Origin of the sequence: Aequorivita flava (assembly GCF_038742595.1) — a bacterium.
Classification (GTDB): Bacteria; Bacteroidota; Bacteroidia; order Flavobacteriales; family Flavobacteriaceae; genus Aequorivita; species Aequorivita marisscotiae.
Genome location: NZ_JBANCF010000001.1, coordinates 138,427 through 162,172 on the forward strand (window position 1 = coordinate 138,427; position 23,746 = coordinate 162,172).

At 38.4% G+C, this 23,746-nt stretch carries 22 protein-coding genes; 18 read left to right on the plus strand and 4 right to left on the minus strand.

Features of this window, described 5'->3' with window-relative positions; all coding sequences use genetic code 11:
* Nucleotides 1-8: 8 nt before the first annotated feature.
* The 6 genes from VZD24_RS00640 to VZD24_RS00665 all read left to right on the plus strand — a co-directional run bounded on the left by VZD24_RS00640 (nucleotide 9) and on the right by VZD24_RS00665 (nucleotide 5,580).
* The gene (locus VZD24_RS00640) at nucleotides 9-1,169 is read left to right on the plus strand and encodes an efflux RND transporter periplasmic adaptor subunit (protein WP_342686636.1); all 1,161 of its coding nucleotides are present in this window, start codon (nucleotides 9-11) and stop codon (nucleotides 1,167-1,169) included.
* A 112-nt stretch (nucleotides 1,170-1,281) separates the two neighbouring features.
* Nucleotides 1,282-2,421 carry a geranylgeranyl reductase family protein gene (locus VZD24_RS00645; protein ID WP_342686635.1) on the plus strand — a complete coding sequence of 380 codons (1,140 nt, stop codon included), beginning with the start codon at nucleotides 1,282-1,284 and terminating at the stop codon, nucleotides 2,419-2,421.
* 66 nt (nucleotides 2,422-2,487) lie between these two features.
* The gene (locus VZD24_RS00650; RefSeq protein ID WP_342686634.1) at nucleotides 2,488-3,186 is read left to right on the plus strand and encodes a hypothetical protein; all 699 of its coding nucleotides are present in this window, start codon (nucleotides 2,488-2,490) and stop codon (nucleotides 3,184-3,186) included.
* 15 nt (nucleotides 3,187-3,201) lie between these two features.
* On the plus strand, nucleotides 3,202-4,083 hold the full coding sequence (locus VZD24_RS00655) for a hypothetical protein (protein ID WP_342686633.1): 882 nt from the start codon (nucleotides 3,202-3,204) through the stop codon (nucleotides 4,081-4,083).
* A 121-nt stretch (nucleotides 4,084-4,204) separates the two neighbouring features.
* Nucleotides 4,205-4,576, plus strand: a complete 372-nt coding sequence (locus tag VZD24_RS00660; RefSeq protein WP_342686712.1) for a VOC family protein — start codon at nucleotides 4,205-4,207, stop codon at nucleotides 4,574-4,576.
* 254 nt (nucleotides 4,577-4,830) lie between these two features.
* Nucleotides 4,831-5,580, plus strand: coding sequence for a hypothetical protein (locus VZD24_RS00665; protein ID WP_279447492.1), 750 nt, complete (start codon nucleotides 4,831-4,833; stop codon nucleotides 5,578-5,580).
* Between the two features lie 236 nt (nucleotides 5,581-5,816).
* Here VZD24_RS00665 and VZD24_RS00670 read toward each other — a convergent pair whose 3' ends face one another.
* Nucleotides 5,817-7,289: a T9SS type A sorting domain-containing protein gene (locus tag VZD24_RS00670; RefSeq protein ID WP_342686632.1), complete on the minus strand. Its 1,473-nt coding sequence runs from the start codon at nucleotides 7,287-7,289 to the stop codon at nucleotides 5,817-5,819.
* Between the two features lie 420 nt (nucleotides 7,290-7,709).
* On the opposite strand from VZD24_RS00670, the gene VZD24_RS00675 reads away from it, so the two are divergent.
* The 11 genes from VZD24_RS00675 (at nucleotide 7,710) to VZD24_RS00725 (ending at nucleotide 21,207) form a co-directional block, all read left to right on the plus strand.
* Entirely contained in the window at nucleotides 7,710-8,300 is a 591-nt protein-coding gene (locus VZD24_RS00675) for a restriction endonuclease subunit S (RefSeq protein WP_342686631.1), read from the plus strand.
* 11 nt (nucleotides 8,301-8,311) lie between these two features.
* Nucleotides 8,312-9,820: a type I restriction-modification system subunit M gene (locus tag VZD24_RS00680; RefSeq protein ID WP_342686630.1), complete on the plus strand. Its 1,509-nt coding sequence runs from the start codon at nucleotides 8,312-8,314 to the stop codon at nucleotides 9,818-9,820.
* Nucleotides 9,821-10,052: 232 nt separating this feature from the next.
* Entirely contained in the window at nucleotides 10,053-11,051 is a 999-nt protein-coding gene (locus VZD24_RS00685) for a virulence RhuM family protein (protein ID WP_073219302.1), read from the plus strand.
* Nucleotides 11,048-12,505 carry a P-loop NTPase fold protein gene (locus VZD24_RS00690; protein ID WP_342686629.1) on the plus strand — a complete coding sequence of 486 codons (1,458 nt, stop codon included), beginning with the start codon at nucleotides 11,048-11,050 and terminating at the stop codon, nucleotides 12,503-12,505. Before VZD24_RS00685 ends, VZD24_RS00690 begins: the two co-directional genes overlap by 4 nt.
* Before the next feature lie 8 nt (nucleotides 12,506-12,513).
* Complete coding sequence (locus tag VZD24_RS00695; protein WP_342686628.1) at nucleotides 12,514-13,824, plus strand: restriction endonuclease subunit S; 1,311 nt, start codon at nucleotides 12,514-12,516, stop codon at nucleotides 13,822-13,824.
* A 6-nt stretch (nucleotides 13,825-13,830) separates the two neighbouring features.
* Nucleotides 13,831-14,880, plus strand: a complete 1,050-nt coding sequence (locus tag VZD24_RS00700) for a CBASS cGAMP-activated phospholipase (protein ID WP_342686627.1) — start codon at nucleotides 13,831-13,833, stop codon at nucleotides 14,878-14,880.
* 31 nt (nucleotides 14,881-14,911) lie between these two features.
* Nucleotides 14,912-15,922, plus strand: a complete 1,011-nt coding sequence (locus tag VZD24_RS00705; RefSeq protein WP_342686626.1) for a CBASS cGAMP synthase — start codon at nucleotides 14,912-14,914, stop codon at nucleotides 15,920-15,922.
* Nucleotides 15,915-16,376, plus strand: coding sequence for a type II CBASS E2 protein (locus VZD24_RS00710; RefSeq protein WP_342686625.1), 462 nt, complete (start codon nucleotides 15,915-15,917; stop codon nucleotides 16,374-16,376). Before VZD24_RS00705 ends, VZD24_RS00710 begins: the two co-directional genes overlap by 8 nt.
* A 100-nt stretch (nucleotides 16,377-16,476) precedes the next feature.
* On the plus strand, nucleotides 16,477-17,208 hold the full coding sequence (locus VZD24_RS00715; protein ID WP_342686624.1) for a DUF3800 domain-containing protein: 732 nt from the start codon (nucleotides 16,477-16,479) through the stop codon (nucleotides 17,206-17,208).
* A gap of 154 nt (nucleotides 17,209-17,362) precedes the next feature.
* On the plus strand, nucleotides 17,363-20,494 hold the full coding sequence (locus tag VZD24_RS00720) for a type I restriction endonuclease subunit R (RefSeq protein ID WP_342686623.1): 3,132 nt from the start codon (nucleotides 17,363-17,365) through the stop codon (nucleotides 20,492-20,494).
* A complete protein-coding gene (locus VZD24_RS00725) occupies nucleotides 20,494-21,207 on the plus strand; it encodes a M48 family metallopeptidase (RefSeq protein ID WP_342686622.1) in 714 nt (237 codons plus the stop codon). Before VZD24_RS00720 ends, VZD24_RS00725 begins: the two co-directional genes overlap by 1 nt.
* Before the next feature lie 49 nt (nucleotides 21,208-21,256).
* Here the strand turns inward: VZD24_RS00725 and VZD24_RS00730 are convergent, their stop codons facing one another.
* Nucleotides 21,257-21,661 carry a helix-turn-helix transcriptional regulator gene (locus VZD24_RS00730; protein ID WP_342686711.1) on the minus strand — a complete coding sequence of 135 codons (405 nt, stop codon included), beginning with the start codon at nucleotides 21,659-21,661 and terminating at the stop codon, nucleotides 21,257-21,259.
* Between the two features lie 541 nt (nucleotides 21,662-22,202).
* Here VZD24_RS00730 and VZD24_RS00735 point away from each other — a divergent pair.
* Nucleotides 22,203-22,340 (plus strand): hypothetical protein, encoded by a 138-nt coding sequence (locus VZD24_RS00735; RefSeq protein WP_342686621.1) that lies wholly within the window; start codon nucleotides 22,203-22,205, stop codon nucleotides 22,338-22,340.
* Between the two features lie 235 nt (nucleotides 22,341-22,575).
* Here the strand turns inward: VZD24_RS00735 and VZD24_RS00740 are convergent, their stop codons facing one another.
* Together VZD24_RS00740 and VZD24_RS00745 are read right to left on the minus strand one after the other, a co-directional pair.
* On the minus strand, nucleotides 22,576-23,238 hold the full coding sequence (locus VZD24_RS00740) for a nucleotidyl transferase AbiEii/AbiGii toxin family protein (protein ID WP_342686620.1): 663 nt from the start codon (nucleotides 23,236-23,238) through the stop codon (nucleotides 22,576-22,578).
* A gap of 10 nt (nucleotides 23,239-23,248) precedes the next feature.
* A complete protein-coding gene (locus tag VZD24_RS00745) occupies nucleotides 23,249-23,731 on the minus strand; it encodes a helix-turn-helix transcriptional regulator (RefSeq protein WP_342686619.1) in 483 nt (160 codons plus the stop codon).
* Nucleotides 23,732-23,746 lie beyond the last annotated feature (15 nt).

Here is a 23,746-nt window from a genome sequence, read left to right on the forward strand (position 1 = left end):
AAAATGTTATGAATTATATAAAATCACTTTTGTTGCTTTCCATTTTCGTTTTGGCAGGTTGCAACAATTCAGAAACTGAAAGTTCGTCATTAGCCGCTTCAGAGGAAAAGGATGACCTTATTCACCTTTCAAAAGCACAGTTTAAAAACGCCAATATGGAGATTGGGCAGCTTACCGAAAAACCTTTTGCCACAACAATACAAAGCAGCGGGATGATTGACGTACCGCCACAGAGTAGGGCGGTGGTGAGTGCTTTTGCGGGCGGATATATTAAAAACGCTCCTTTGTTGGTTGGCAGTAAGGTTGCCAAAGGACAGCGGTTGGTAACCATTGAAAATCCGGAGTTTATTACAATGCAGCAAAACTATATGGAAACCGTGGCCCAGCTTTCGTATTTAAATTCGGAATACGAACGGCAAAAAATTATGTTGGCCGAAAAAATTACGTCGCAGAAAAGTTTTTTAAGGGCCGAAAGTGACTATAAAACGGCTTTGGCACGAAGCAATAGCCTAGAAAAGAATTTACAAATGCTGAATATTAATCCCGCGGCCGTGGCGGCTGGGACTATTGTTTCGCAAACGCATATTTACAGTCCGATTGAAGGGAGCGTAACCCAAGTTTTTGTGAATACGGGAACCTATGTTTCGCCCGCCGATAAGATTATGGAAATTATAAACACGGACCATATTCACTTAGAATTAAAGGTTTTTGAAAAGGATCTGCTGCAATTAAAAGAGGAGCAGGAAATTCAATTTACGGTGCCCGAGGCCTCGGACGATACGTTTAGTGGGGTGGTGCATTTAATAGGAACTTCAATAGATGCGAACAGCCGTACGTCGTTGGTTCACGGCCATATAGCCGAAGAGGACGAAAGCAATTTTACCGCTGGAATGTTTGTGGACGCACATATTGTTACAGGAGTTGAAAAACGAATGGCCCTGCCAGAAAATGCTGTGGTTGCAATGGATGGGAAGAACTACCTATTACTGATAGAAAATGAAACCGAAGCCGAATTTGAAATCCATCCCCTTGCGGTAAAAACGGGACCTACCTACAACGGATTTACAGCCATTGAAACTATAGATAAGCTGAATGCCAATAGCAAATTTATAACCAAGGGAGCCTTTGTACTATTACAAGAAGAAGGCGGCGGTGGGCATAGTCATTAGTAGTTTTGAGGGTTTTGAGCAACAGGGATAACTGAGAATTTATAAAATGCATTTTATAATCCGACAATAAATTAACCTCAAATACTATATTTACAAGACGAAAATATAGTTTATGAAGCATTTTGACGTAGCTGTTATTGGCAGTGGACCTTCGGGAGCTACAACCGCATTTTATCTGGCAGAGGCGGGGATTTCGACTGTAATCATTGAAAAGGCCACTTTACCACGTTATAAAACCTGTGGGGGCGGACTTGTATTTCGCGGCCGCAATAGCCTGCCTTTTGATATTAGTGAGGTGGTAGAAAAGGAATTCCATAGGGTAGATATATTTTTAGGGGAAAAACTTCACTTTAAAACCTATAGGGAGGAGCCCTCAATTACTATGGTAATGCGCGACACTTTCGATAAACTGGTAACCGACAAGGCACAAGCCGCGGGCGCCACATTATTGGAAAACCACAAATTGCAGTCCCTTACTTTTGAAAACGACCAAATAACCCTGATAACATCGCAGGGTATATTAACCGCAAACTTTGTAATTGCAGCTGACGGCGCGTTGAGCCCCACGGCAAAATTAGCAGGATGGACAGAAGATACGCGGAAATTAATTCCCGCGCTAGAATATGAAGTAGAAGTAAGCGATGCAGATTTTGAGCGGCTCTCGAAGGAAGTGCGTTTTGATATTGACGCCATTCCTTACGGCTATGCTTGGAATTTTCCTAAAAAGAAGCATTTATCTATAGGCGTTGCTTCGGCCCGAAGGACTAAGATAAATTTAAAAAAATACTACCAGGCTTATTTAGAAACCTTGGGGATTACAGAAATTATAAGTGAATCGCAACACGGATTTCAAATTCCTGTAATGCCGCGTACCGATGGATTTGTTAGAAACAACGTTTTTTTAATCGGTGATGCTGCAGGATTTGCAGACCCCATTACCGCTGAGGGAATTTCGAATGCTATTTACAGCGGCAAGTTGGCGGCTGAAGCCATTATAGAAACAGATATGCATTTGCAAGAAGCGGGGGCTTTATACACAGCGAAACTGGAGGCTGGGTTATTGCCCGAGATACAGACGGGGGTATGGCTTTCCAAATGGTTTTACGAACAGAAGACGGTTAGAAATCTATTAGCCAGAAAGTATGGACAGCGAATTGTTGAGGAAATGCTGAATGTTTTTCACGGAAAGCGAAGCTATCCTAAAAATGTGAAACAAAAGCTGAAAGCAAAGATTAAGGAGCTGGTTTTTTAGTGGATACGGAGAACTGAATAAAACGCAATGCAATCGCGCACCAGTGAAGTTATAACAAAAGAATAAATGAGTATATTTTCGTATCATCTTGTTGAATTACCGCGGGTAGTAGCGATTAGAGGCATGTTTTTGAAGCCAATAGCGAAGAACACCAAGGGCTTAATTCACGCGGAGTATATGATGGCTATGACATTGGGGTCGCCAATTTTATCACCTTCCCGAATTTTAATTAAACAAATTGCCGTTTTCGCACAATGGGAAAGTGAAACAGCTCTGGACGAATTTTTGAGAGGGGATAAATTTGGTAGAAGGCTTGCAAAAGGCTGGCAGGTGCGTTTAGAATTTTTAAGACAATGGGGTAAGTATGACGCTTTTAAAATACCGGAACAAACAGCGAAAGTGGAAGACACATCTCCCGTAGTTGCTGTAACTATTGCAAGAATGAAACCCTTAGAAGTACCGAGATTTATACAATGGGGAAGGCCCGTAGAAAAATTAGTGCGCGACCATCCGGGCACTACACTTTCGTTGGCTTCGTATAGTTTTCCGCATACGGTTTCAACTTTTTCAATTTGGAAAACGGAGAAGGAAATGACCGATATGGTGCATGGGCATAGTGCCATACGTAAACCGAAGCGCCATGCCGATGCAATGAAGGAGAGAGCGCGCAAAAACTTTCATTTTGAGTTTACAACCCTAAGATTTAAACCCATTGCGGAATTTGGCACATGGCGGGGTCAGCAAAATATTGTTCCAAAGCTTTAATCCAATTTGTATTAAATGGGAAGTCCACATAAAAAACAAAAGCTTCAAGATTGGCTTACCCAGCAATGGGTTATTCTTTTTGGTAGAAAAATAGACAAAACAGAGGAAGATTGGTTATTGGGACCGTTTGGAGGCACCCAGGGTATTGGTTTAAAATTTATAAACCAATTAGCGGAAAAGGAGCAGCTTATAATTGACACATCCCAAAAAGATAAAGGTTTAATTGAGTCTATTGAGCATTTGAACTTACCTGCAAGTCAATTAAAGTTATTGTCTAAAAATGTAATTGATTTTTACGAAAACACATCAAATTACGAATTCGATTTAAAAGTTAAATGGAATCCACTTTTTAAAAATTTTGGACGGTTGTTAAGGCTGCTATTTAGCAACAGAATAGAGCAATTGAATGTTCCGATTGAAAACATACCAAATTCACGAGGGCTCACCAGTGAAATAATACAATTACGGGATGCGCAAACCAAGAAGTTAAAACGCACCCTTTGGTTAAGAACCTTTAAAGCTACTGGCAAAATAGTGTATTCCGGGGTTTATGAAACCTGTACGCTTCCGTCCGGGAAAAGTTGTATCAAGGCAATTTTCCCTTTGCCAAATGGTAATGCCACGGTTATTTTAGCGCCTATGGTAGGTAAGAAGGGGGAACTGATTTTAAGTTCGGCCGGGAAGCAGTTTGGGGATAGTGGCTTTTACTTTTTGCTGAACGATAGTAACGGGAAGCTATGGGCTAAGTATATAAAATCATTTAAAGACAGATTGGTTGCTAAAACCGAGGATGGACAGATTCTGGTTGAACAAACCTTGACTTTATGGGGACTGAAGGTTTTAATATTTGAATACAATATTAGAAAGCGAAGGGATTTGGATGATTTTTCTCAATAATGAATAGAGGCATGGAACGCGAGGGAATCGCGCATTGGCATTTGGATACAATCGCGCATTGGCCGGAATGAAATTAAAAATAAATAAAACAACGAACTAAAATTAAAAAATGATGAACAATATGAAATTAGGTGCATTTTCGGTAAGCCTTAGTGTAAAGAACATTCAAGCTTCAAAAGAATTTTACGAAACATTGGGTTTTAAAGTGTTTGCGGGCGATATGGAGAAAAACTATCTTATAATGAAGAATGAAGACTCCTTGATTGGCTTGTTCCAGGGGATGTTTGAGGGTAATATACTTACCTTTAATCCGGGCTGGGATTCTGATGCGAAGAAGGTTGAAAAGTTTGATGATGTTCGGGAAATACAAAAAACATTAGAAGATAGCGATGTACAATTAATTAGGCGAGCAGACGAAACCACTACAGGTCCTGCCAGTATTACCTTATTGGATCCAGATGGGAATGTTATCCTGATAGACCAACACGTTTAGAAAAACGAGGAAGCCGTACTAAAGTATTTACGATTGCGATTGCTCAATAGAAAAAGTGAGTGATGCAATCGCGCCCTAGCGATCTGAAAAATATAGAATATAATGAGGAGGTTATATGCCTTTAATTAGGGTTTAATACGCTATAAACACGCTATAGATACGCTATAAATACACTTTAAGTACGGTATATATATGCTATATATTTTTTTTTGGGTGGATTATTATGTATATTAGCTACTTAAAATCAATGAGTTGTGGCTAAACAGACAGGAGTTATAAAATTAAAGGGAACAATCGGGGACATTAATTTTTACAATAGAGAAGGCGAAAACCTGGCCAGAAAGGCCGGGGGTGGGTTTAATGGGGAACACATTAAAACCAAGGAAAGCATGGCGCGGGTGCGTGAAAATGCAGGGGAGTTTGGACATTGTAGTGCTGTAAAAAAGCAATTTAAAAGAAGTTTGAATCCGTTTTTATGCGTTCGGAAGGATGGAGAACTTCACGGGCGGATGGTGCAATTGTTTACCAAGTTAAAGGATCTGGATTCTGTGAACAGCCGAGGAGATAGGAGGGTAAAGCGTGGATTGGAGACTGCTAAGGGCCAGCAGTTACTTAGGGATTTTGCTTTCACCCCTTCGTGTAGTATTGCGGAAGTATTGGCTTGTTCGTTTAACTATGAATTTGAATCCCGAACCCTAAGGGTAACGAATTTTGATATAAAAAATGTTGCTTTTCCCGCGGGGGCTACCCATATGGCACTTACATTGGGGCTTTTACATTTCGATTTTGACACTCTCGCCTATGGATTGAAGTGCAGTACGCCACTTTATATGGATAAGGACCACAGTGCTACTCAGTTTGATTTGAGTACCGAATTACCTGATGTTGCTGGTACAGCGATTGCTGTTTTGGGACTGAAATTCTATCAGAAAGTGGAAAATACGTATTATTTATTTAAGAGTGCGAATGCTGTGGGAATGGATGTATTGCGGATTGGGGGATGATTTTTTTTAGTTGGAGGGAAAGAGATTGTGGACCTAGATCCTCGACTGCGCTCGGGGCTTGCAGGTTACGGAATACGCTAAGGACAGGCGCCAGCGCCAGGGAAGCATCGCCTGGGATTAGGCCTCTCTAAACCATACATTACCGCATATTAACCCCGGCATACTCTAAATATTACTACACCTTTTAAAGAATGCCCTAGCTGGTTGAAATTAGGTTTTATTTAGGTTTTTAGCTATTAATCTACAATTAGTTCCTGTATGGCTTCTCCCTGTTCACTTCGCACATGGACGAAGTAGGTACCGCTGCTTAGGTCTGCAATATTTAAATTGGTGGTCTTTGTTGTTTTTAACAATTGGCCATTCGTATTAAAAATGCGGATGTCATGAAGGGTATTGGTGGGCGCCAATTGTACAATACAGTGTGTGCTGGCGGGGTTAGGGTATATGGCATATTGGAATGGGATTTTAGATGGGGTGTGCAGTAACCCACTTATATCGAATACTCTAACTTGGCCCGACTTGTAGCCATTGCCATTGCTATAGGTTGATCCAATGGCGAGCGTAGTACCTTCCCTATTTATGGATAGACCAAGGCCGGAATGGTCATCGCTGGCTTCACCTTCAATATCCTCACCTATTTGTTCCCAAGTATCATTGTTGTTTGCATATAATTTTACGTGCCCTGCATACTGGCCATTATTATTATTAAACGGTGCTCCGACTGCCAAGATGCTGCCATCGCCGCTAAGGCCTAATGCAAAACCCGCGCGGTCGCCGGGGGCATCCCCAAAAATATCCTGACCGATTTGAGTCCAAGTGCCTGAACTGTTCCTATAAATTTTTACCTGGCCTGAGGCCGTTCCATTGCCATCGTTGGCTTGGGCCCCAATGGCAATTATATTGCCATCGCTACTGAGTTTGATGGCATAGCCAAAATCGTCGTTGCTTGCATCACCTACAATTTTTTGTCCTATTTGCGTCCAAGAGCCACCGATATTCTGAAAAACCCGTACCTCGCCATTGCCATCGGTATTGGCAGTGTTGCCCGTACTTCCAACGGCAACGATGTTGCCCGTTGCATTTAGGACTACCGTGCGCCCGCAACTATCCCTGGAATTTTGGCCATCGATATCCTCCCCAATTTGTGTCCATATTCCCGCATTGTTTCCAAACACCCGTACATGCCCCGAGTGAGGGCCGTTGCCTCCATTTAACCAAGCCCCAATGGCTACTATGCTACCATCGGCACTTAAGCTAATTGACATACCCGATTGATCCCCTGGGCTTTCCCCATCAATATCCTGACCTATCTGGACCCAAGTGTTATTATTGTTTTGATAGACCCTTACATGACCCGAGTCATTACCATTCCCATCGTTCCATCTGGCGCCAATGGCTACGATGCTTCCATCTCCATTTACGCTGACTGACATGCCAGATGCATCGCCCGCATGCTGTCCATAAATGTCCTGACCTATTTGATCCCAACTCCCGCCGGTGTTGTGAAATATCCTTACCTGACCTGAATCTGTACCGTTGCCATCGTTGTATATTGCGCTCACGGCCATGATAGATCCGTTATCGCTGAGGCTTATGGATACACCAAACTCATCTTCGGCGGCTTCTCCATAAAGAGCCTCCCCAAGCTGTATTTGGGAATAGGAGGTAATTGAAAGGCAGCATATAAGGATGCAAATACTTTTTATCATTTATTTTATAGTGTTGGTTGCTTATTTTTTTGTTCTTTGCTCTTTGCTCTTGGCTCTTCGCTAACTTCCGGATTGCAATTTACTATAGTAGGGGATTATTTACTGAATTTCATTACTTTTTTTGGAATTTTATTTATGTGGTACAATTGTTCACTACCGATGCGCTTGTATAGGAAGTATAATTTTTTGTTGCCGTACTTTAAATTTTAATATCTTTACTTTTCTCCCCTTTTAATTTGTTCCAGTTGCGGAATTCCGTAAAGATTTGATATTCAATCGTATTAAATTAAAGCCATAAACTTAAAGACAATATGTAGTTTGACTAAATAATCGCACAGTATAACGATTATGTTATAATTAGCGGTGACGCAATTAAATTAATCACTATATTTGCATCATAGTAATTATGTATATTCTAAAATGTTAAGTAAAAAAACTGTATTAAAGTCAATAATAAAGCCCGGCGGTATTGCTTCGGGCTATTCTTTTAGGGGGAAAGTAAATGGTTCTCCTAAGGGTAACTTGCGGGTTGTGCAGTTAAAAGACATGGAAAATGAATATACTTCCATTGGTAAGGATTGCACTCTTATAGATGCAGATGAAGTTAAGGATAAATATTACTTGGAAAAAGGAGATATTCTTTTTATTTCAAAAGGGGCGAACAATTTTGCAACCGTTTTTGAACTTGACAACAAATTTCCATCCGTCGCGAGTTCGGTGTTTTATGTAATAAAGGTAGATACTTTAATAGCAGAGCCACATTATATAGCTTGGTATATAAACAAAACCAAAGTTCAGCAATATTTTCAGGCCCACGCTTCAGGCACCTATTCCCTAAGTATAAATAAAGAGGTGGTAGAGGATATTCCCATTCAATTGCCGTCATTGCAAATTCAGGAAAAGGTTGCCAAAGTCGCAAAGCTTGCCCAAAAAGAACAATATATTTACAAGTCGCTTAAAGAAAAAAGAAATCAACTATTAGAAGCACAGCTTTTAAAATCAATAAATTAAAATATATAATAATGCAAGAAAAACCCAGTCAAGATCAGATAAATAAGATGCTTTGGAATGCGTGTGATACCTTCCGAGGTGCCTTTGATTCATCGGAATACAAAAACTATATCTTGGTTTTTATGTTCGTTAAATACTTGAGCGATGTATGGAAGGACCATTACAACGAATACAAAAAACAGTACGGAGATGATGAAGAATTAATAAAGCGCAAACTAAACCGCGAGCGTTTTGTGCTGCCTGAGAACTGTACCTATGATTATATATACGACCATAGAAATGACTCTGATATTGGTGAAAAAATAGATAAGATACTCTCCAAGATTGAGGAAAAGAACATTGAAAAATTGGACGGCGTTTTTAGAAACATCAGTTTCAATTCTGAGAAACTGGGGCAGACCAAAGACCGAAACCGCAGGTTGCTTAACCTCATTAACGATTTTGCAAAGCCAGAGCTCGATTTTCGTCCTTCCTTATGGGATGGCAAGCAGGATGTTTTGGGAGAGGCGTATATGTATCTCTTGGAGAAATTTGCTTCGGGAGCCGGAAAGAAAGGCGGGGAGTTTTTTACACCAAAAGAGGTGTCGCAACTATTGGCCAAGCTGGTAGCCCCAAAAGCGGGAGATCGAATCTTCGACCCAACTGCAGGTTCCGCGTCGCTTTTAGTGCAAGTAGCAGAGGAAGTAAAAGATAAAGACGGCAACCCATCGAGAGACTTTGCCATTTACGGCCAAGAGAGTAACGGCGACACTTGGGCGTTGAGCAAGATGAACTGTTTTATCCACGGGATGGATGCTGCGCGGATAGAGTGGTGCGATACTTTGAACAATCCGCAATTATTGGAAGGCAATGGGTTGATGAAGTTTGATGTGGTGGTGGCAAATCCGCCATTTTCACTTGACAAATGGGGTCATGAAAAAGCAGAGGCCGATAGACACCGTAGGTATTTGCGGGGAATTCCACCAAAATCCAAGGGAGATTACGCTTTTATACTGCATATGATAGAGACCACCTTGCCAAACGGTCGGGTAGGAGTGATTGTGCCGCACGGAGTTTTATTTAGAGGCGGCAGCGAAGGAAAAATTCGGGAGGCACTTATCGAGGAGAATTTATTGGAAGCTGTGGTAGGATTGCCTCCAAACCTTTTCTTTGGAACGGGGATTCCTGCAGCTATTCTTATTTTCAACAAGGCCAAAACGAATAGCGATACTTTGTTTATCGATGCCAGTAAGGAGTTTGATGATGGCAAAAAGCAGAACCGATTGCGGAAAAAGGATATTAAGAAAATAGTGGATGCGTACCAAGGTTTTGCTGAAATTCCAAAGTACAGTCATGTGGCGCCATTGGAAGAGATAAAGGAGAATGATTTTAACCTCAACATTCCGCGATATGTTGATACGTTTGAAGAGGAGGAGCCTGTGGATATGGAAGCAACAAAACAGGAAATTGCGCAGTTGGAAAAGGAGTTGGTAGAAGTGAAGGCTGAGATGGAAGGGTATTTAAAGGAATTGGGTTTATAATTGAGAATCATTGTTGTGCGGTAATAGAAACAAGACCGTCCCGATATTTCGGGACTACAAGAATCAAGCCCGCCCGCCGTGGTGGGAGTCAAGACTTGCCAGAAAAGGCAGGTAGGCAAGCAGGCTAAGAATGTGAAGTATTGGAAATGTAGTTTTTAGAGTTTTGGGAGCAATTGAGCAACACGGATTTCAATTCTCTCGAATTCGAGGGAATTAAAAATGAAGCATTGATATGAAAGAATCTGAAATTATCTTTTACACGACACCCAATGGCGAAGTGAAGTTGGATATTCGCTTTGAGGATGAAACATTTTGGCTCTCCCAAAAGAAGATGGCCGAATTATTTGGGGTTGAGGTTCACACGATCAATTATCATTTAAAGGAAATTTTTAAATCGGGAGAACTGGATGAGATGGCAACTATTCGAAAAATTCGAACAGTTCAAACAGAAGGCTCTCGGCAGGTTCAGCGAGAAATTGAGTTTTACAATCTCGATGCCATCATCTCCGTAGGCTATCGCGTAAACAGTTTTAATGCCACTCAGTTTAGAATTTGGGCAACTAAAACTTTAAAAGAATTCATCATCAAAGGTTTTGTTTTGGATGATGACAGGTTAAAGCAAGCTAAAAATTTCGGCCGGGATTATTTTGATGAATTATTGGAGCGCATTCGTTCCATAAGAGCTTCGGAGCGGAGGTTTTATCAAAAGATTACCGATATATATGCCGAAGCCAGTATTGATTATGATCCGAGCGCACCAATTACCCGTTCCTTTTTCAAAACCGTCCAGAACAAACTGCATTGGGCTATTACTGGTAGAACGGCAGCGGAAATCATAAAACTTCGAGCCGATGCCAAAAAGGAGAATATGGGATTGACTACTTGGAAAAATGCACCTGCCGGAAAAATATTAAAATCGGACGTGGGCACCGCCAAAAATTATTTGGAGGAAGATGAAATAAAGGCTTTGGAGCGCATTGTTACCATGTATTTGGATTTTGCTGAACTGCAAGCGGAACGTCAAAATCCAATGAAAATGAAGGACTGGATTGGTAAGCTGGATGGTTTCTTACAATTTAACGATTATGAAGTCCTGCAAGATTCCGGGAAAATAACGGCAGTAGTAGCCAAGAAGTTAGCTGAAGAAGAATACGAAAAATTTGTGCCGATTCAGGATAAAAACTTTGTATCGGATTTTGATAGGATAGTAAAAAGGTTAAAAAAGAAATGAGTTCAGAAGAAGTATTTAAATTCGAAATAGATGAACCAAGCGAGAAATTTCGCAGGCATCTGGATATTGATTTTAATGATCGGATTATCCTGTCTGCACCTTTTGGTGCTGGGAAAACCTATTTTTTAAATGAGTTTTTTAAAAATCAGGAGGAATATGAAGCTATCCATCTTTATCCTGTTAACTATTCAGTAGCTTCCAATGAGGATATTTTTGAATTAATAAAATTCGATCTTCTATATGAGCTTTTAGGTAAAAATGTAGATTTCGAAAAAGAGAATTTTAGTAAACTAGATTATTTGCCTTTCTTTTTTCAAGAAAATGGAAAAAAAGTACTCGATGCTTTTACCCCGCTCATTGCGAGCATTCCATTGATTGGAAAGTCACTGTTTGGTGTTGCCGAAAATTTGAAGAAACTTCTAAAACAATTTGAAGATGAATTTAAAGGAATACAAATAGATGATAAAGCTTCAGTTTTAGAATATTTGGAAGCATTTACTCAAAAACCTGGCTCTACAAAGGAAGAAGATTTTTATACTCAGTTAATTTGTCAATTGGTCAATCAATTAAAAGATAACGACCAAAAGAAAAAAACAGTCCTTGTTATTGATGATTTAGATCGTATAGATCCGGAACATATATTTAGGATTTTGAACGTATTGGCTGCACAAATCGATAAAAACGGTAATGATAATAAATTTGACTTTGATAAGATTGTCCTTGTTTTTGACCAACAAAATGTACGAAACATTTTTGGGAATAGATATGGGACGAATGTGGATTATACAGGATATATAGACAAATTTTATTCTTATAAAATATTCGAATTTTCAAATGCTATTGGCCTTAAAAAAGAAATTCGCCGGCTTCTTAATACCATCCAAATAAACGGAGGAAGTATAGCGCTCTCTATAGATAAGGGTTTGCTTGATGACGCAACTTTCCTATTTGAGAAGTTGATTGAGGCGAATACCGTAACACCGCGCAGATTATTAAAGATACTAAACTCCCCTTTTTCAATCAGTTCTAAACCCATAAAATTTAAGGGCTCCACAAAATCTTTTAGTGAAAGACAATTTTCTATTTTATTGATCACAAAACTATTGTTACACGTTTTTGAGGAATGGGAAGATTTGTTAAAAGCTGTAGAAAAAATAATGCATAAAATGGGAAGTATGGATTCTAATCAGAGAGAAATAATTCCCATTATTGAACACTGTTTAGCCGTTTTAGATATCAATGGACACGATTTTAAAGTTGATCAGAATTTGGGGTATTCCCCTTCCGTTGATTCCCCCATAGAAATCCAATATAGACTGCATCATTTCCCCATGGAGCGGTCCTATGGTGTTTCGATAATTCCAAATTCAGTTGAAAAACTTAGGGGTACGGATCTTTTCAAAATACTATATGACACCTTATCAAAAATTGAAAAGGACCATTTAATTCAATAAATCAAAATATGAGTGCAATATCAGCTACTATTTCTTTAAGTTCAATTGGAGAAAAATCCTTTACGATAAAAGAAGGCTATAAAAAAACAAAATTGGGTTGGATACCAGAGGATTGGGAAACGCCAAGAATCGATGAGGTGTTTGATTTTTTAAGTTCCAATTCACTTTCAAGAAATCAATTGAATTATGAAGAGGAAGAAGGGATTTATAATATTCACTATGGGGATATTCATGCGACTTATAAACGCCCGATTTTAGATTTCGAAAATGAGAGCCGAGTTCCGAAAATAAATAAGGAAATAGCTATATCACAAACTTCAGACTTTTTAAAAGATGGTGATTTGGTTGTTGCTGATGCTTCCGAAGATTATGAGGGTGTGGGAGAGGCCATTGAACTTAAAAATGTCAATGAAAGAAAAGTGATAAGCGGCTTACATACTTTTGCTTTTAGGGATAAAACCAACAAAACGGCGGAAGGTTTTAGAGTCTATATTTTTAGAAACCCTCTAGTAAAAAAAGCCTTAAAAACAATTGCAACTGGAAGCAAAGTATATGGAATCTCAAAAGGGAATCTCCAAAAATTTAAAATAGTATTACCTACACTCCCAGAGCAACAAAAAATCGCCACCATCCTCTCCACGTGGGATAGCGTCATTGCGAAACAAGAACAGCTTATCATCGCGAAACAGGAGTTTAAAAAGGGGTTGATGCAATTGTTGTTGACAGGGAAGAAACGGTTTGAGGGGTTTGAGGGGGAGTGGGAAGAGGTTAAATTGAGCTCGGTTAGTACTTTTACTAATGGTAAGGCACACGAGCAGGATATTTCATTAGATGGGGAATTTGTGGTAGTAAACTCAAAGTTTATTTCAACTGATGGAAAGGTAAGAAAGAATACAAATACTCAAGCTTCACCATTGAAAAAAGATGATATTGTTATGGTAATGAGTGATGTGCCAAACGGAAAAGCCTTAGCAAAATGCTATATAATTGAAGAAAATGAAAGATATTCTCTAAATCAAAGGATTTGCTCTCTTAAGGCAAAGAAAATGGATGTTATATTCCTTTGGAATCAATTGAATAGAAACAAATACTACTTAAAGTTTAACGATGGAATTAGTCAAACAAATCTTAAGAAAAAGGAAGTTCTTAACTGCCCGATTCTAAGACCTGAAATAAAAGAACAACAAAAAATAGCTTCCGTTTTAAGTGCTGCGGATAAAGAAATAGGATTATTACAAAGTGAACTTGCAACCCTTCGGGGGCAGAAGCGGGGGTTGATGCAGCGGTTGTTGACTGGGGAGGTGAGGGTTGAAATATAAAGCAAGATGGAGAAAAAGTTTAAAATATTATCAATAGACGGTGGAGGGATAAGGGGTGTGTATCCGGCTAGGTTTTTAACAGAGCTTGAAGATGATTTAGGAGGGAATTTAGCCAATAACTTTGACTTAATATGTGGTACATCAACAGGAGGGATTTTGGCTTTAGCCCTAGGTTTGAAAATACCGGCTAGAGAAATTGAGAAGCTGTACATTGAAAATCGAAAAGATATTTTCTTAAAACCTTACTATTTAAGATTACGGATGGGTATTAGGAGAGCGAAGTACAATAACAGTAAGCTAGAGAAATTAATTGAATCGAAGTTTAAAGAAGCTAACAATGGAGTTTCTCCAAAAATTGCCGATTTAAAAACTAGAGTTTGTGTAACAGGTTATAACCTCATTAATGCCAAGCCTAATGTTTTTAAAACACCACACAAGGAAGAATACCACATAGATAAGCATCTTCCTGCATATCAGGTGGCTATGGCAACATCAGCTGCGCCAACTTTTTTTAACCCCTATTCTAATTATTATAAAAAAAATGGGAGTAATGAAGAACGGGAATTTTTAATGAGAGTAGATGGAGGCGTTTTTGCAAACAATCCATCTTTTATAGGTCTAACGGAAGCTCATTGCGCTTTGGGAATAAAATATGAGGATATAGAATTGTATTCAATAGGTACCGGAAAAACCACTTTTAATGAAACAAAATCAAAAATTTTATTTGGAAACCTTAATAAACCATTTGGGAAATTTTACTGGATGTCTAAAATCAGAATTTTAGATTTGATTATGCAGGCACAATCTCAACACGTTGATGATTTATGCAGTATATATGCGGGAGGAACAGGTAGCATAAAAAAACAAGTATTTGTTTACCATAGAATTCAGGAAGAGTTTCAGAGCTCTTTTAGAATATCTATGGATTCTATAGACAAAATAAAGCTAGAGAAACTAATGAGTATGGCAAGTACAAAATATCAGAAATGTGGCCAATCTATTTTGTCAAGTATTAAAAGTAGTTCTAGATGGAATAATTATCCAACAACTAACTAAACCTAAATATTAACTTAAAAAATCCAACGAAATGGCAAATTGCAATAAATTATTTCTAGATTTTAATGACGAGTTAAAAATAACATCTTCAAAAATTGAGAAGATGAAAAAAGCTAGAGAAAATATAAAAAATAAGATTATAGACCATTTTAAACAAAAGGCCAAGTACGACTTTATTGGAACCTATATGCAAGGCTCTTATAGAACTAAAACTGTAATTCGAACCAAGGATGACGTATGTGATTTGGACCTAGGGATTTACTTTAAAAAAATAGATACAGAAGTAAGTACGGCTGCGGTGTTGGATCAAGTTTATAAAGCAGTTGAAGATGTTACTTCTATTCAACCATCCAAAAAAAGCAAATGTGTCCGGGTATATTATAAAGGAGACTTCCATATTGATTTACCTGTTTATCATTTTAATAAAGAAGAACATGATCATCCTCAATTAGCCAATCGATATAATGGCTGGGAAGAAAGTGACCCAAAAGATTTTACTAAATGGTTTAACAAGCATGAAAACTTAAAGCAATTAAAACGGATAACTAGGTATCTGAAAGCATGGTCGAATAATACAGAAGGAAAATATCCTTCAGGTTTGGCTTTTACTATCTGGACTTGTAATAAGTTAACTACTAATGAACGTGATGATATTGCGTTATATGAACTACTAAAGGAAATTAAAAGCAGTATTGAAAGTAGCTGGTATGTTGAAATGCCTGTTGTGCCATACGATGATGTTTGCAGTAAACTCACAGATCAACAGAAAGATAATTTTTTGGACGCAATTTCAGATTTTATTGAAGATGCTGATAGGGCTCTAAAGTCTAAAAATCAGTTAGAAGCAAGTGAGATATGGCAAAAATATTTTGGAGACAGATTCCCTGATGGTGCTGACGAAGATATAGATGCTAAAGAAGTAGCATTGAATAGAATTGCCGCAAATATAATGAGTTCAACTGCTTATACTCAAAAAGATGGGTCGATAACTGAAAATGTTGATGGAGTAAAAAACAAACCTCATAGAAATTTCGGTGGCTAAAAATTATTTTAATAGAAGAAGAGTAGGATCAAAGGAGAGGAAAGGACTTATTTCAAGAGGAATTCTTATTCGGGAAAAAAAGTTTTTAGAATCAGAATATAGTTTCTTGGATTGCAAGATAGTTTGGAATAAGCTTATAGTAAGAGGGAGCTTTAAGCCAACAGCTTATTCTGTCACATATTATTATAGGATAGAATACGACGGTATTTATTCTCCATCCGTATTTGTAGAAGAACCTATCATAGAACGCAATGAAGATATTCATATGTATCCACAAGACAATAGTTTGTGTTTATATTTCCCAAAGGATATGAAGTGGGATGTAAAAAATCATAACCTTTTTGATACCATAGTTCCTTGGACTAATGAATGGTTTGTGTTTTATGAAAAGTATTTAATTTCTGGTAAATGGGAGCATCCGTTTGTACAGCATCTAAGAGTTAAAGAAAAATAATGAATAATTTAAAATATACCGAATCTCAAGATTCCCAAACCCCTGCCCCGAATCTGCTTCAGAAGTTAGGCTGGGACTATATAACTCCTGAAAAAGTGGTATGATAAAAAAAGGGAACTATATTATCTATGTTGATGAATCTGGTGACCACGGCACACAAAATATTGATGCGGGCTACCCCATTTTTGTTTTATCCTTTTGTTGCTTTAAGATTGATGAATATATCCACAATAGCGTGTCAAAAATTCAGGATTTTAAATTCAAATATTATAATCACGACCAAGTAATCCTCCACGAACACCATATACGGAAACAAAAAGGAGATTTCAGTTTTTTAAGAACCGATCAAGCATTAAGAGAAAACTTCCTTAATGATTTAAATGATCTTATAGTCAATATCAATTTTGAAATTTATGCCATTGTTATTGACAAACAAAAGCTGACTGAAAAATATTTATCTCCCAATAATCCCTATAACCTAGGGATGCAGTTTGGACTGGAAATAATTTATAAACAATTGGTTTTTAATAATGACGCTGGTGACAATATATGTTTTGTTTTTGAAAAAAGAGGCAAAAAAGAAGATGATGCCCTAGAGTTGGAATTTCGAAGGATTTGTGGCGGAGGGCAGCGAGTGGGCTGGAAAAACTTTAATTTCGACAAAATAAATTTTGAACCCATTTTTGCCGATAAAAGATCAAATTCAACTGGTTTACAGCTGGCTGATTTGACTGCTAGACCGATAGGGTTACAATATTTGCGACCTAATCAAAATAACAGAGCGTACGATATATTAAAATCAAAAATAAAAAGAATAAAGGTATTCCCATAAAAACAAAAAACCTAAGCATATAACTTAGGTTTCTTGTCGACCGGGAAAAGCCCAATCCTTTTTACTATGACAAATTTAGTATTAATCAACAGTAAAAACAATGTTTTTAACAATAAAATAGAAATTCCCAAAAGGGAAAAATAATATAGAATAAATGGCCGTATCAAACTACACCGAATCCCAAGACTCACAAACCCCCGCCCTGAATCTGCTTCAGAAATTAGGCTGGAACTATATAACTCCTGAAAAAGCGGTACAGGAGCGAGATGGTTTATTTACAAGTGTTTTGCTGGAGGATATTTTGACCGAACAGCTTAGCAAGATAAACAGTTTTGAGTATAAGGGGGAGGATTATAAATTTTCTACAGGCAGCATCCAAGCGGCCATCAATGCGTTAAAGTCGGTGCCAGACGAAGGGCTGAGCCGAACCAATGAAAAGATTTACGACCTGCTGACCTTGGGTAAAAGTTTTACCGAGACCATACAGGGAGATAGCAAAGGGTTTACTTTAAGATATATTGATTGGGAACATATAGAAAACAACAGTTTTCATGTCACGGAAGAGTTTGAGGTGGAGGGTATCAATGGGAAACGCCGTCCAGATTTGGTGTTGTTTGTTAATGGGATTCCGTTTGTTGTGATAGAGAACAAACGCAGGGACAAAAACGAATCCATTGACGAGGCTATTTCGCAAATGGTTCGTAACCAACGTAAGGAAGGAGGTATTCCACGCTTGTTTTACTTTTCGCAACTATTGCTGGCAGTACACCCAAACGAAGTAAAATATGCCACCACAGGAACCCCAGCTAAGTTTTGGAGCGTGTGGAAAGAGGATAATGAAAAGCAAGTGCAAAAGCTTCTTAAAACAGCATTAGAACACCTTCCTGCCGAAGACAGATTACCCACCCAACAAGATAAAAGTTTGGTTTCGCTTTGCAGCCCTAAAAGAGTGATGGAACTCGCCTATAAATACATAGTGTTTGATGGCCCCATAAAAAAAATAGGCAGGTACCAACAATATTTTGCGGTGCAGGACACTATGGAGCGGGTAAAACAAAAGGATAGTAGCGACAACCGAAAAGGCGGAGTAATCTGGCATACCACAGGTAGCGGCAAGTCCCTAACTATGGTGATGCTCTCAAAAGCCTTAGCACTGGATCCTGAAATACCTAATGCTCGTGTAGTTATAGTTACGGACAGGATAAGCCTAGACAAACAGATATACAAAACCTTTCAAAATTGCGGTAAAAAAGTACAGAAAGCACAAAGTGGTAACCACTTGACCGAACTTTTGAAAGACAAAGGCAATGAGATTATCACAACTATAATAGATAAATTTCAGGTGGCTTCTAACAGAATAAAAATAAAAGACTCCCAAAACATCTTTGTGCTGGTGGACGAAAGTCACCGTAGCAATTACGGCACAGCCCACGCCAGTATGAAAAAGATTTTGCCCAACGCCTCCTATATTGGGTTTACGGGTACGCCATTGATGAAAACCGAGAAAAGCACTGCGCGTAAGTTTGGTGGCTTTATCCATAAATACACCATAGACCAAGCCGTAAAGGACGGCGCGGTTTTACCATTGTTATATGAAGGCCGTTCCGCCAAATTGAAAATAAATAAAGAACAAATAGACAAAGGTTTTGAGCGTTTGGCAAAACCCTTGAGCGAAGAGGCGCAAAAAGATTTAAAAAGGAAGTTCTCCTCCATCTCAAAAATCTATGAATCAGACAGCGTAGTAGAGGAAATAGCTTACGATATATCAAAACATTACACAGCAAACTGGCAGGGCACAATGGCAAAAGCACAGTTGGCAGTGCCAAAGATTGATGTGGCCATTAAATACCAAAAGTATTTTGAAACCCAGACAGATCCCGCATTAAAAATAAACACCCGTGTGGTTTTTACTCCTCCGGATAGCCGCAAGGACAATGAAGATGTATGGCAGATATCAAGTTCAGATTCCCGAAATTATTGGGAGGGACTGATGAAACAGTTCCGCGATCAAGACACCTATGAAAATTATGTGGTGGATAAGTTTACCGATCCCGAAGACACCGAAGTGGAAATGATTATTGTGGTAAGCAAACTATTAACTGGTTTTGACGCTCCGGTTAACACCTTGCTCTATTTGGCAAAGCCTTTGAAAGGCCATAACCTTTTACAAGCTATAGCGAGGGTAAACCGTTTGTTTAAAGGAAAGGAATACGGTTATATTATTGACTATGTTGGCGTATTAGGAAAACTGGACGAGGCCTTGACAGAATACAGCGCCTTAGAAGATTTTGAGGAAGACGATTTGCTGAATGCGGTGGCAGATATGAGTGAAGAGGTGCGGAAAGTACCCATCTACCATGCTGAGGTCTGGGATATTTTTAAGGGCGTAAAAAACAAAGAGGATATAGAGGCGCTGGAACGTTGTATTGCACAAAAGGATGTGCGCGATGATTTTTACGAAAGGCTATCACAATTTGCAAGAACACTGCAAGTGGCTATGGCATCAGATGTGTTTTATGAGGAATTCACAACCCCACAAATAGCATTTTACAAGAGTGAGCTTAAAAAACTGCAAAGCCTTCGGGTTTCTGTCCAATTGCGCTATGCAGAGAAAATTTCTTATAAAGAATATGAGCCAAGGGTAAAAAAATTGTTAGATACTTATGTCAATGCCTATGAAATCATGGAGATAACCAAAGATGTCAATATTTTCGATAAGAATATGGTTGAGGAGGCCTTGGAAACCTATGGCAAAACCCCAGCCTCCAAAGCCGATTTCATAGCCCACCGCATGAAAAAAGTGATTACGGAAAACATGGAAAAGGATGAGGCGTACTATAAAAAATTTTCAGACCTTATTGAGCAGACCATAAACAATTTCCATGAAGGCCGATTAAATGAAAAGGAGTACTTGGAAAGTATAAATAAAATACGCAACGATTTTGATAAAGGCCATCAAGAAGGCATTCCGGCTTTGGTAAAAGACCGCCCTGAGGCAAGGGCAATTTTCGGGGCTATTGCACAAGTAATAAATGAAAGACACGGCAAAGAGGTTACACAAGGCATTCAAGAGAAGCTGGCAATTGCGGGCATCGACATCACGATGATTATTGAAAAACTTACCATTAGGGATTGGAAAAGAAATTTGGACATCCAGAACAAAATGGAAAATGCGATAGAAGATTATTTAATGGAGCATCGTAAAGACTTAGGGGTTTCCATAAATTTTGAGGAAATAGATAGCATCCTTGCCAAATGTTTAAAAGTTGCCAAAAACAATTATTGATGGACAGTGTACAATACGGTTCCAAGACAATAACATTTAAAATAACCAGAACTGCTCGGAAAACTTTGGCCATTGAAGTGCATCCCGATAGTAGCGTGCAGTTGATAGCCCCACAGGATTCTCCTTTAGAAGAACTAAAGGCTAGGGTGGTGCATCGTGGTAAATGGATTGTTAAGCAGCAAGGGTATTTTGAGACTTTCCTTCCCGCTACTCCAATAAGGGAGTATGTGTCTGGTGAAACCCATTATTATCTCGGCAGACGGTATATGCTAAAGGTTAAACAAGCAGATGAAAATAGCGTAAAACTAAAAGCAGGGGAGATAGTGGTAACACTAAAACCTAACGATGGAGAAAATGGGAAACAAGAAAAAGTAAAGCGTTTATTGGCAGCGTGGTATTATACCCACGCAAAGCGAAAGTTTGAAAATGTGATGGAATTGGCACTAGAAAAATTTAAAGTAGAAAAGCTAAAAAAACAGTCTTTTGAAATAAAAAGAATGAAACTTAGATGGGGCAGTTGCGCACCAGAAGGTAAAATTATTTTGAATCCCGAGTTAATAAAAGCAAACTCAAAATGTATTGAATACGTAATAATCCATGAACTATGTCATTTGATTATACCGTCACATAACAAAAAATTTTATAAGCTCTTAAATGAAAAAATGCCGGATTGGGAAAAATGGAAGGATAAACTTGAGAAGTTAATGGCGTAAATATTACTGAGAAGTTTCTTAAAATAGAGTGCGAAGACTTTGAAAAGATTTACTTTTTATCTATTAATTTCTCCAACTTCTCAATCATTTCCTTTTGTTGTTCTAACATGCGCTCGTAAAGCTCAACCATTTTGTCCAGTGGATTAAACGTACAGTGAAAATTTGCTTGTGAATCTTCTTTAAAAGTATTGGCCACAGCACTGTCATGAAATGTGCTCGAAATAATATTCACCGCCTGCTCCTCATCAAAATTTTGAAAGGCCTCCACGGGTATGTGCAGCACTTGGGAGATTTGCTCGAGTAGGGGAGTGTCCACTTCCTCTTTTTGTTCCAAGAGAGATATTTTCTTTTGGTTCCATTCCTCACCCAGCTCATAGGCCAGCGCCTCCTGCTTGATGCCAAGCATCTCGCGAAAGCGTTTTATGTTGCGGCCTTGGTGTATTTTTTGTTCCATTTCTGTTGTGTGTTGTCGGTTGTCGGTTGTCTGTTGTCTGTTGTCTGTTGTCGGTTGTCTGTTGTCTGTTGTCTGTTGTCTGTTGTCTGTTGTCTGTTGTGTGTTGTGGGTTGTCGGTTGTGGGTTGTCGGTTGTCGGTTGTCTGTTGTCTGTTGTCTGTTGTCTGTTGTCTGTTGTCTGTTGTCTGTTGTCTGTTGTGGGTTGTCTGTTGTCTGTTGTCTGTTGTCTGTTGTGCGAACTGACAGGTATCAAATTTAATATTTATTTTGATAAATTGGTGTGTAGTGCCTTCTAAAATATCCCTTTTAGTTGGATAAATTATCTGGTTTGATTGTTGGAAAACCAAATTTTAATTGGCGACCGATTCAATTTTAATAAACGAAGCGCAATTAAAATTTGGATCGAGGTCAGTATGATATCAGCGCTTAAACTCCACATCATTTGTTGATTGAGCTTCTTACTTCTAAAATACCCTTTTTCAAACTTGAATATGCCCATACTATAAAGGAATTTTGTTATTGTAAGCCTTAAAAAGTATGTTATGGAAACAATCAATAAGCTATCATTTGAATCATTGCCAGAAGAAATTGGTTTAAAACTACAGCAGTTAATTAAGGAACTTCCTATAGAGAACATTTTCTTTTATCCCGCCACTGCCACAGCGCCACCCACCTTATAATTACTGCAATTGATGGTGTGAATATGGATGTTATTGAAAGCAGAAAATGGCTGCGTTTGGCCTTAAAGGATCGGCAGGTACTGCTTCACGTACTAGGTTCCCGCCAAATGCGGTTTGCCTATAAAAATGGTAATCCATTTATTCCTAGTTATTGCACCAAGAGTGGGTTGCTCGCGCCAACGGGGGGGAAATGTTGTGTTTTGCTCTATTTGTAGCTATAGATTTATTTTCCGATTTAGTCAAATCCATTTTTAGTATTTCTAAAAGCTTCAATATTAGTAACTATATCATCCTTTATAAACTCCCAATATTTACCTAACAGACAAATGGGATCAAAATCATCATCTGCCTGTGAAAAATCTATGAAATTTTGGAGTATTAGTGTTGCATCGTGAGTATATGGATGCCGCTGCTTGTGTAATGCTAGCATTTGTTCAATTGTGTAGTTGTCAAACAGCGCATGCAAATCCCAAAAATCCTTTTTTCTTCCTCCACGCTGGACCACATCTATTTTCATTGCAATGATTTCCGGTACTGACGCCAGACGAATTGTATCGATTAATAACAAGGGTTCTATAAAAGTATCAGTATGGTAAACATCAAGCTTTACAGCATTATTCTCAGTTTTACCTATAAAATAAGATTTACCGATTGCAGGAGCTATATCTAAGTGGTCAACATATGGAAAATGCGCTTGTAGATATGCTGTTATCCCTTCAAAATCTATTGTGCCATAGGGAACATCACTAAAAAGATCAATATCTACAGACTCCCGATGGCCTATTTGAAGACTAAGGGAAGTACCACCAACAAGTCTGAAGCTATTGAACTCTTTGGCAGTCATTAACTGTAATAAGCAATTGCGAAGTAAATTGCTTACTGTGTTGTAGTGTAGCATCTTCCAAAGTTTAGTTGGCGGAAAGTGTATAAGGTTTTCTGCTTATTGAATTCAATACATCATCTACTTTCTGTTTACCATAAAAGCGAATAATCTCACTTTTCTCAGTTTTATTACCACGTTCAAATATTCTTTTAATAACTGCTTTATATTGTTTTTTCCAATCAATATGCTTTATATCAGTATCCCAAAAAAGTGAATTGCGCAGTAAAGCAAGATTAGGGGTTTCAGTTTGTTGTTTTTCTTTTTCTATATGGATGTCGTAATAAGTCTGTAAGATTGCCAAGATACCTTCTTCCAATCCCATTTTTTCCTCAATTTTAAGCGCCAAAGCTGTGTTTAGGTTTCTCTTGCCTTTAGTAATGGCATTCAAGGTTTGTGGATGCTCATCTATACTCATAGCAAAGGGGCGTTGTTTTAGGGAACGTTTTTTTAATTCACGTTCCAAAACAATCCCTGGGTGTATGCCTTTGTATTTTAGTAGCGTATCCACACTACAAATATAAAC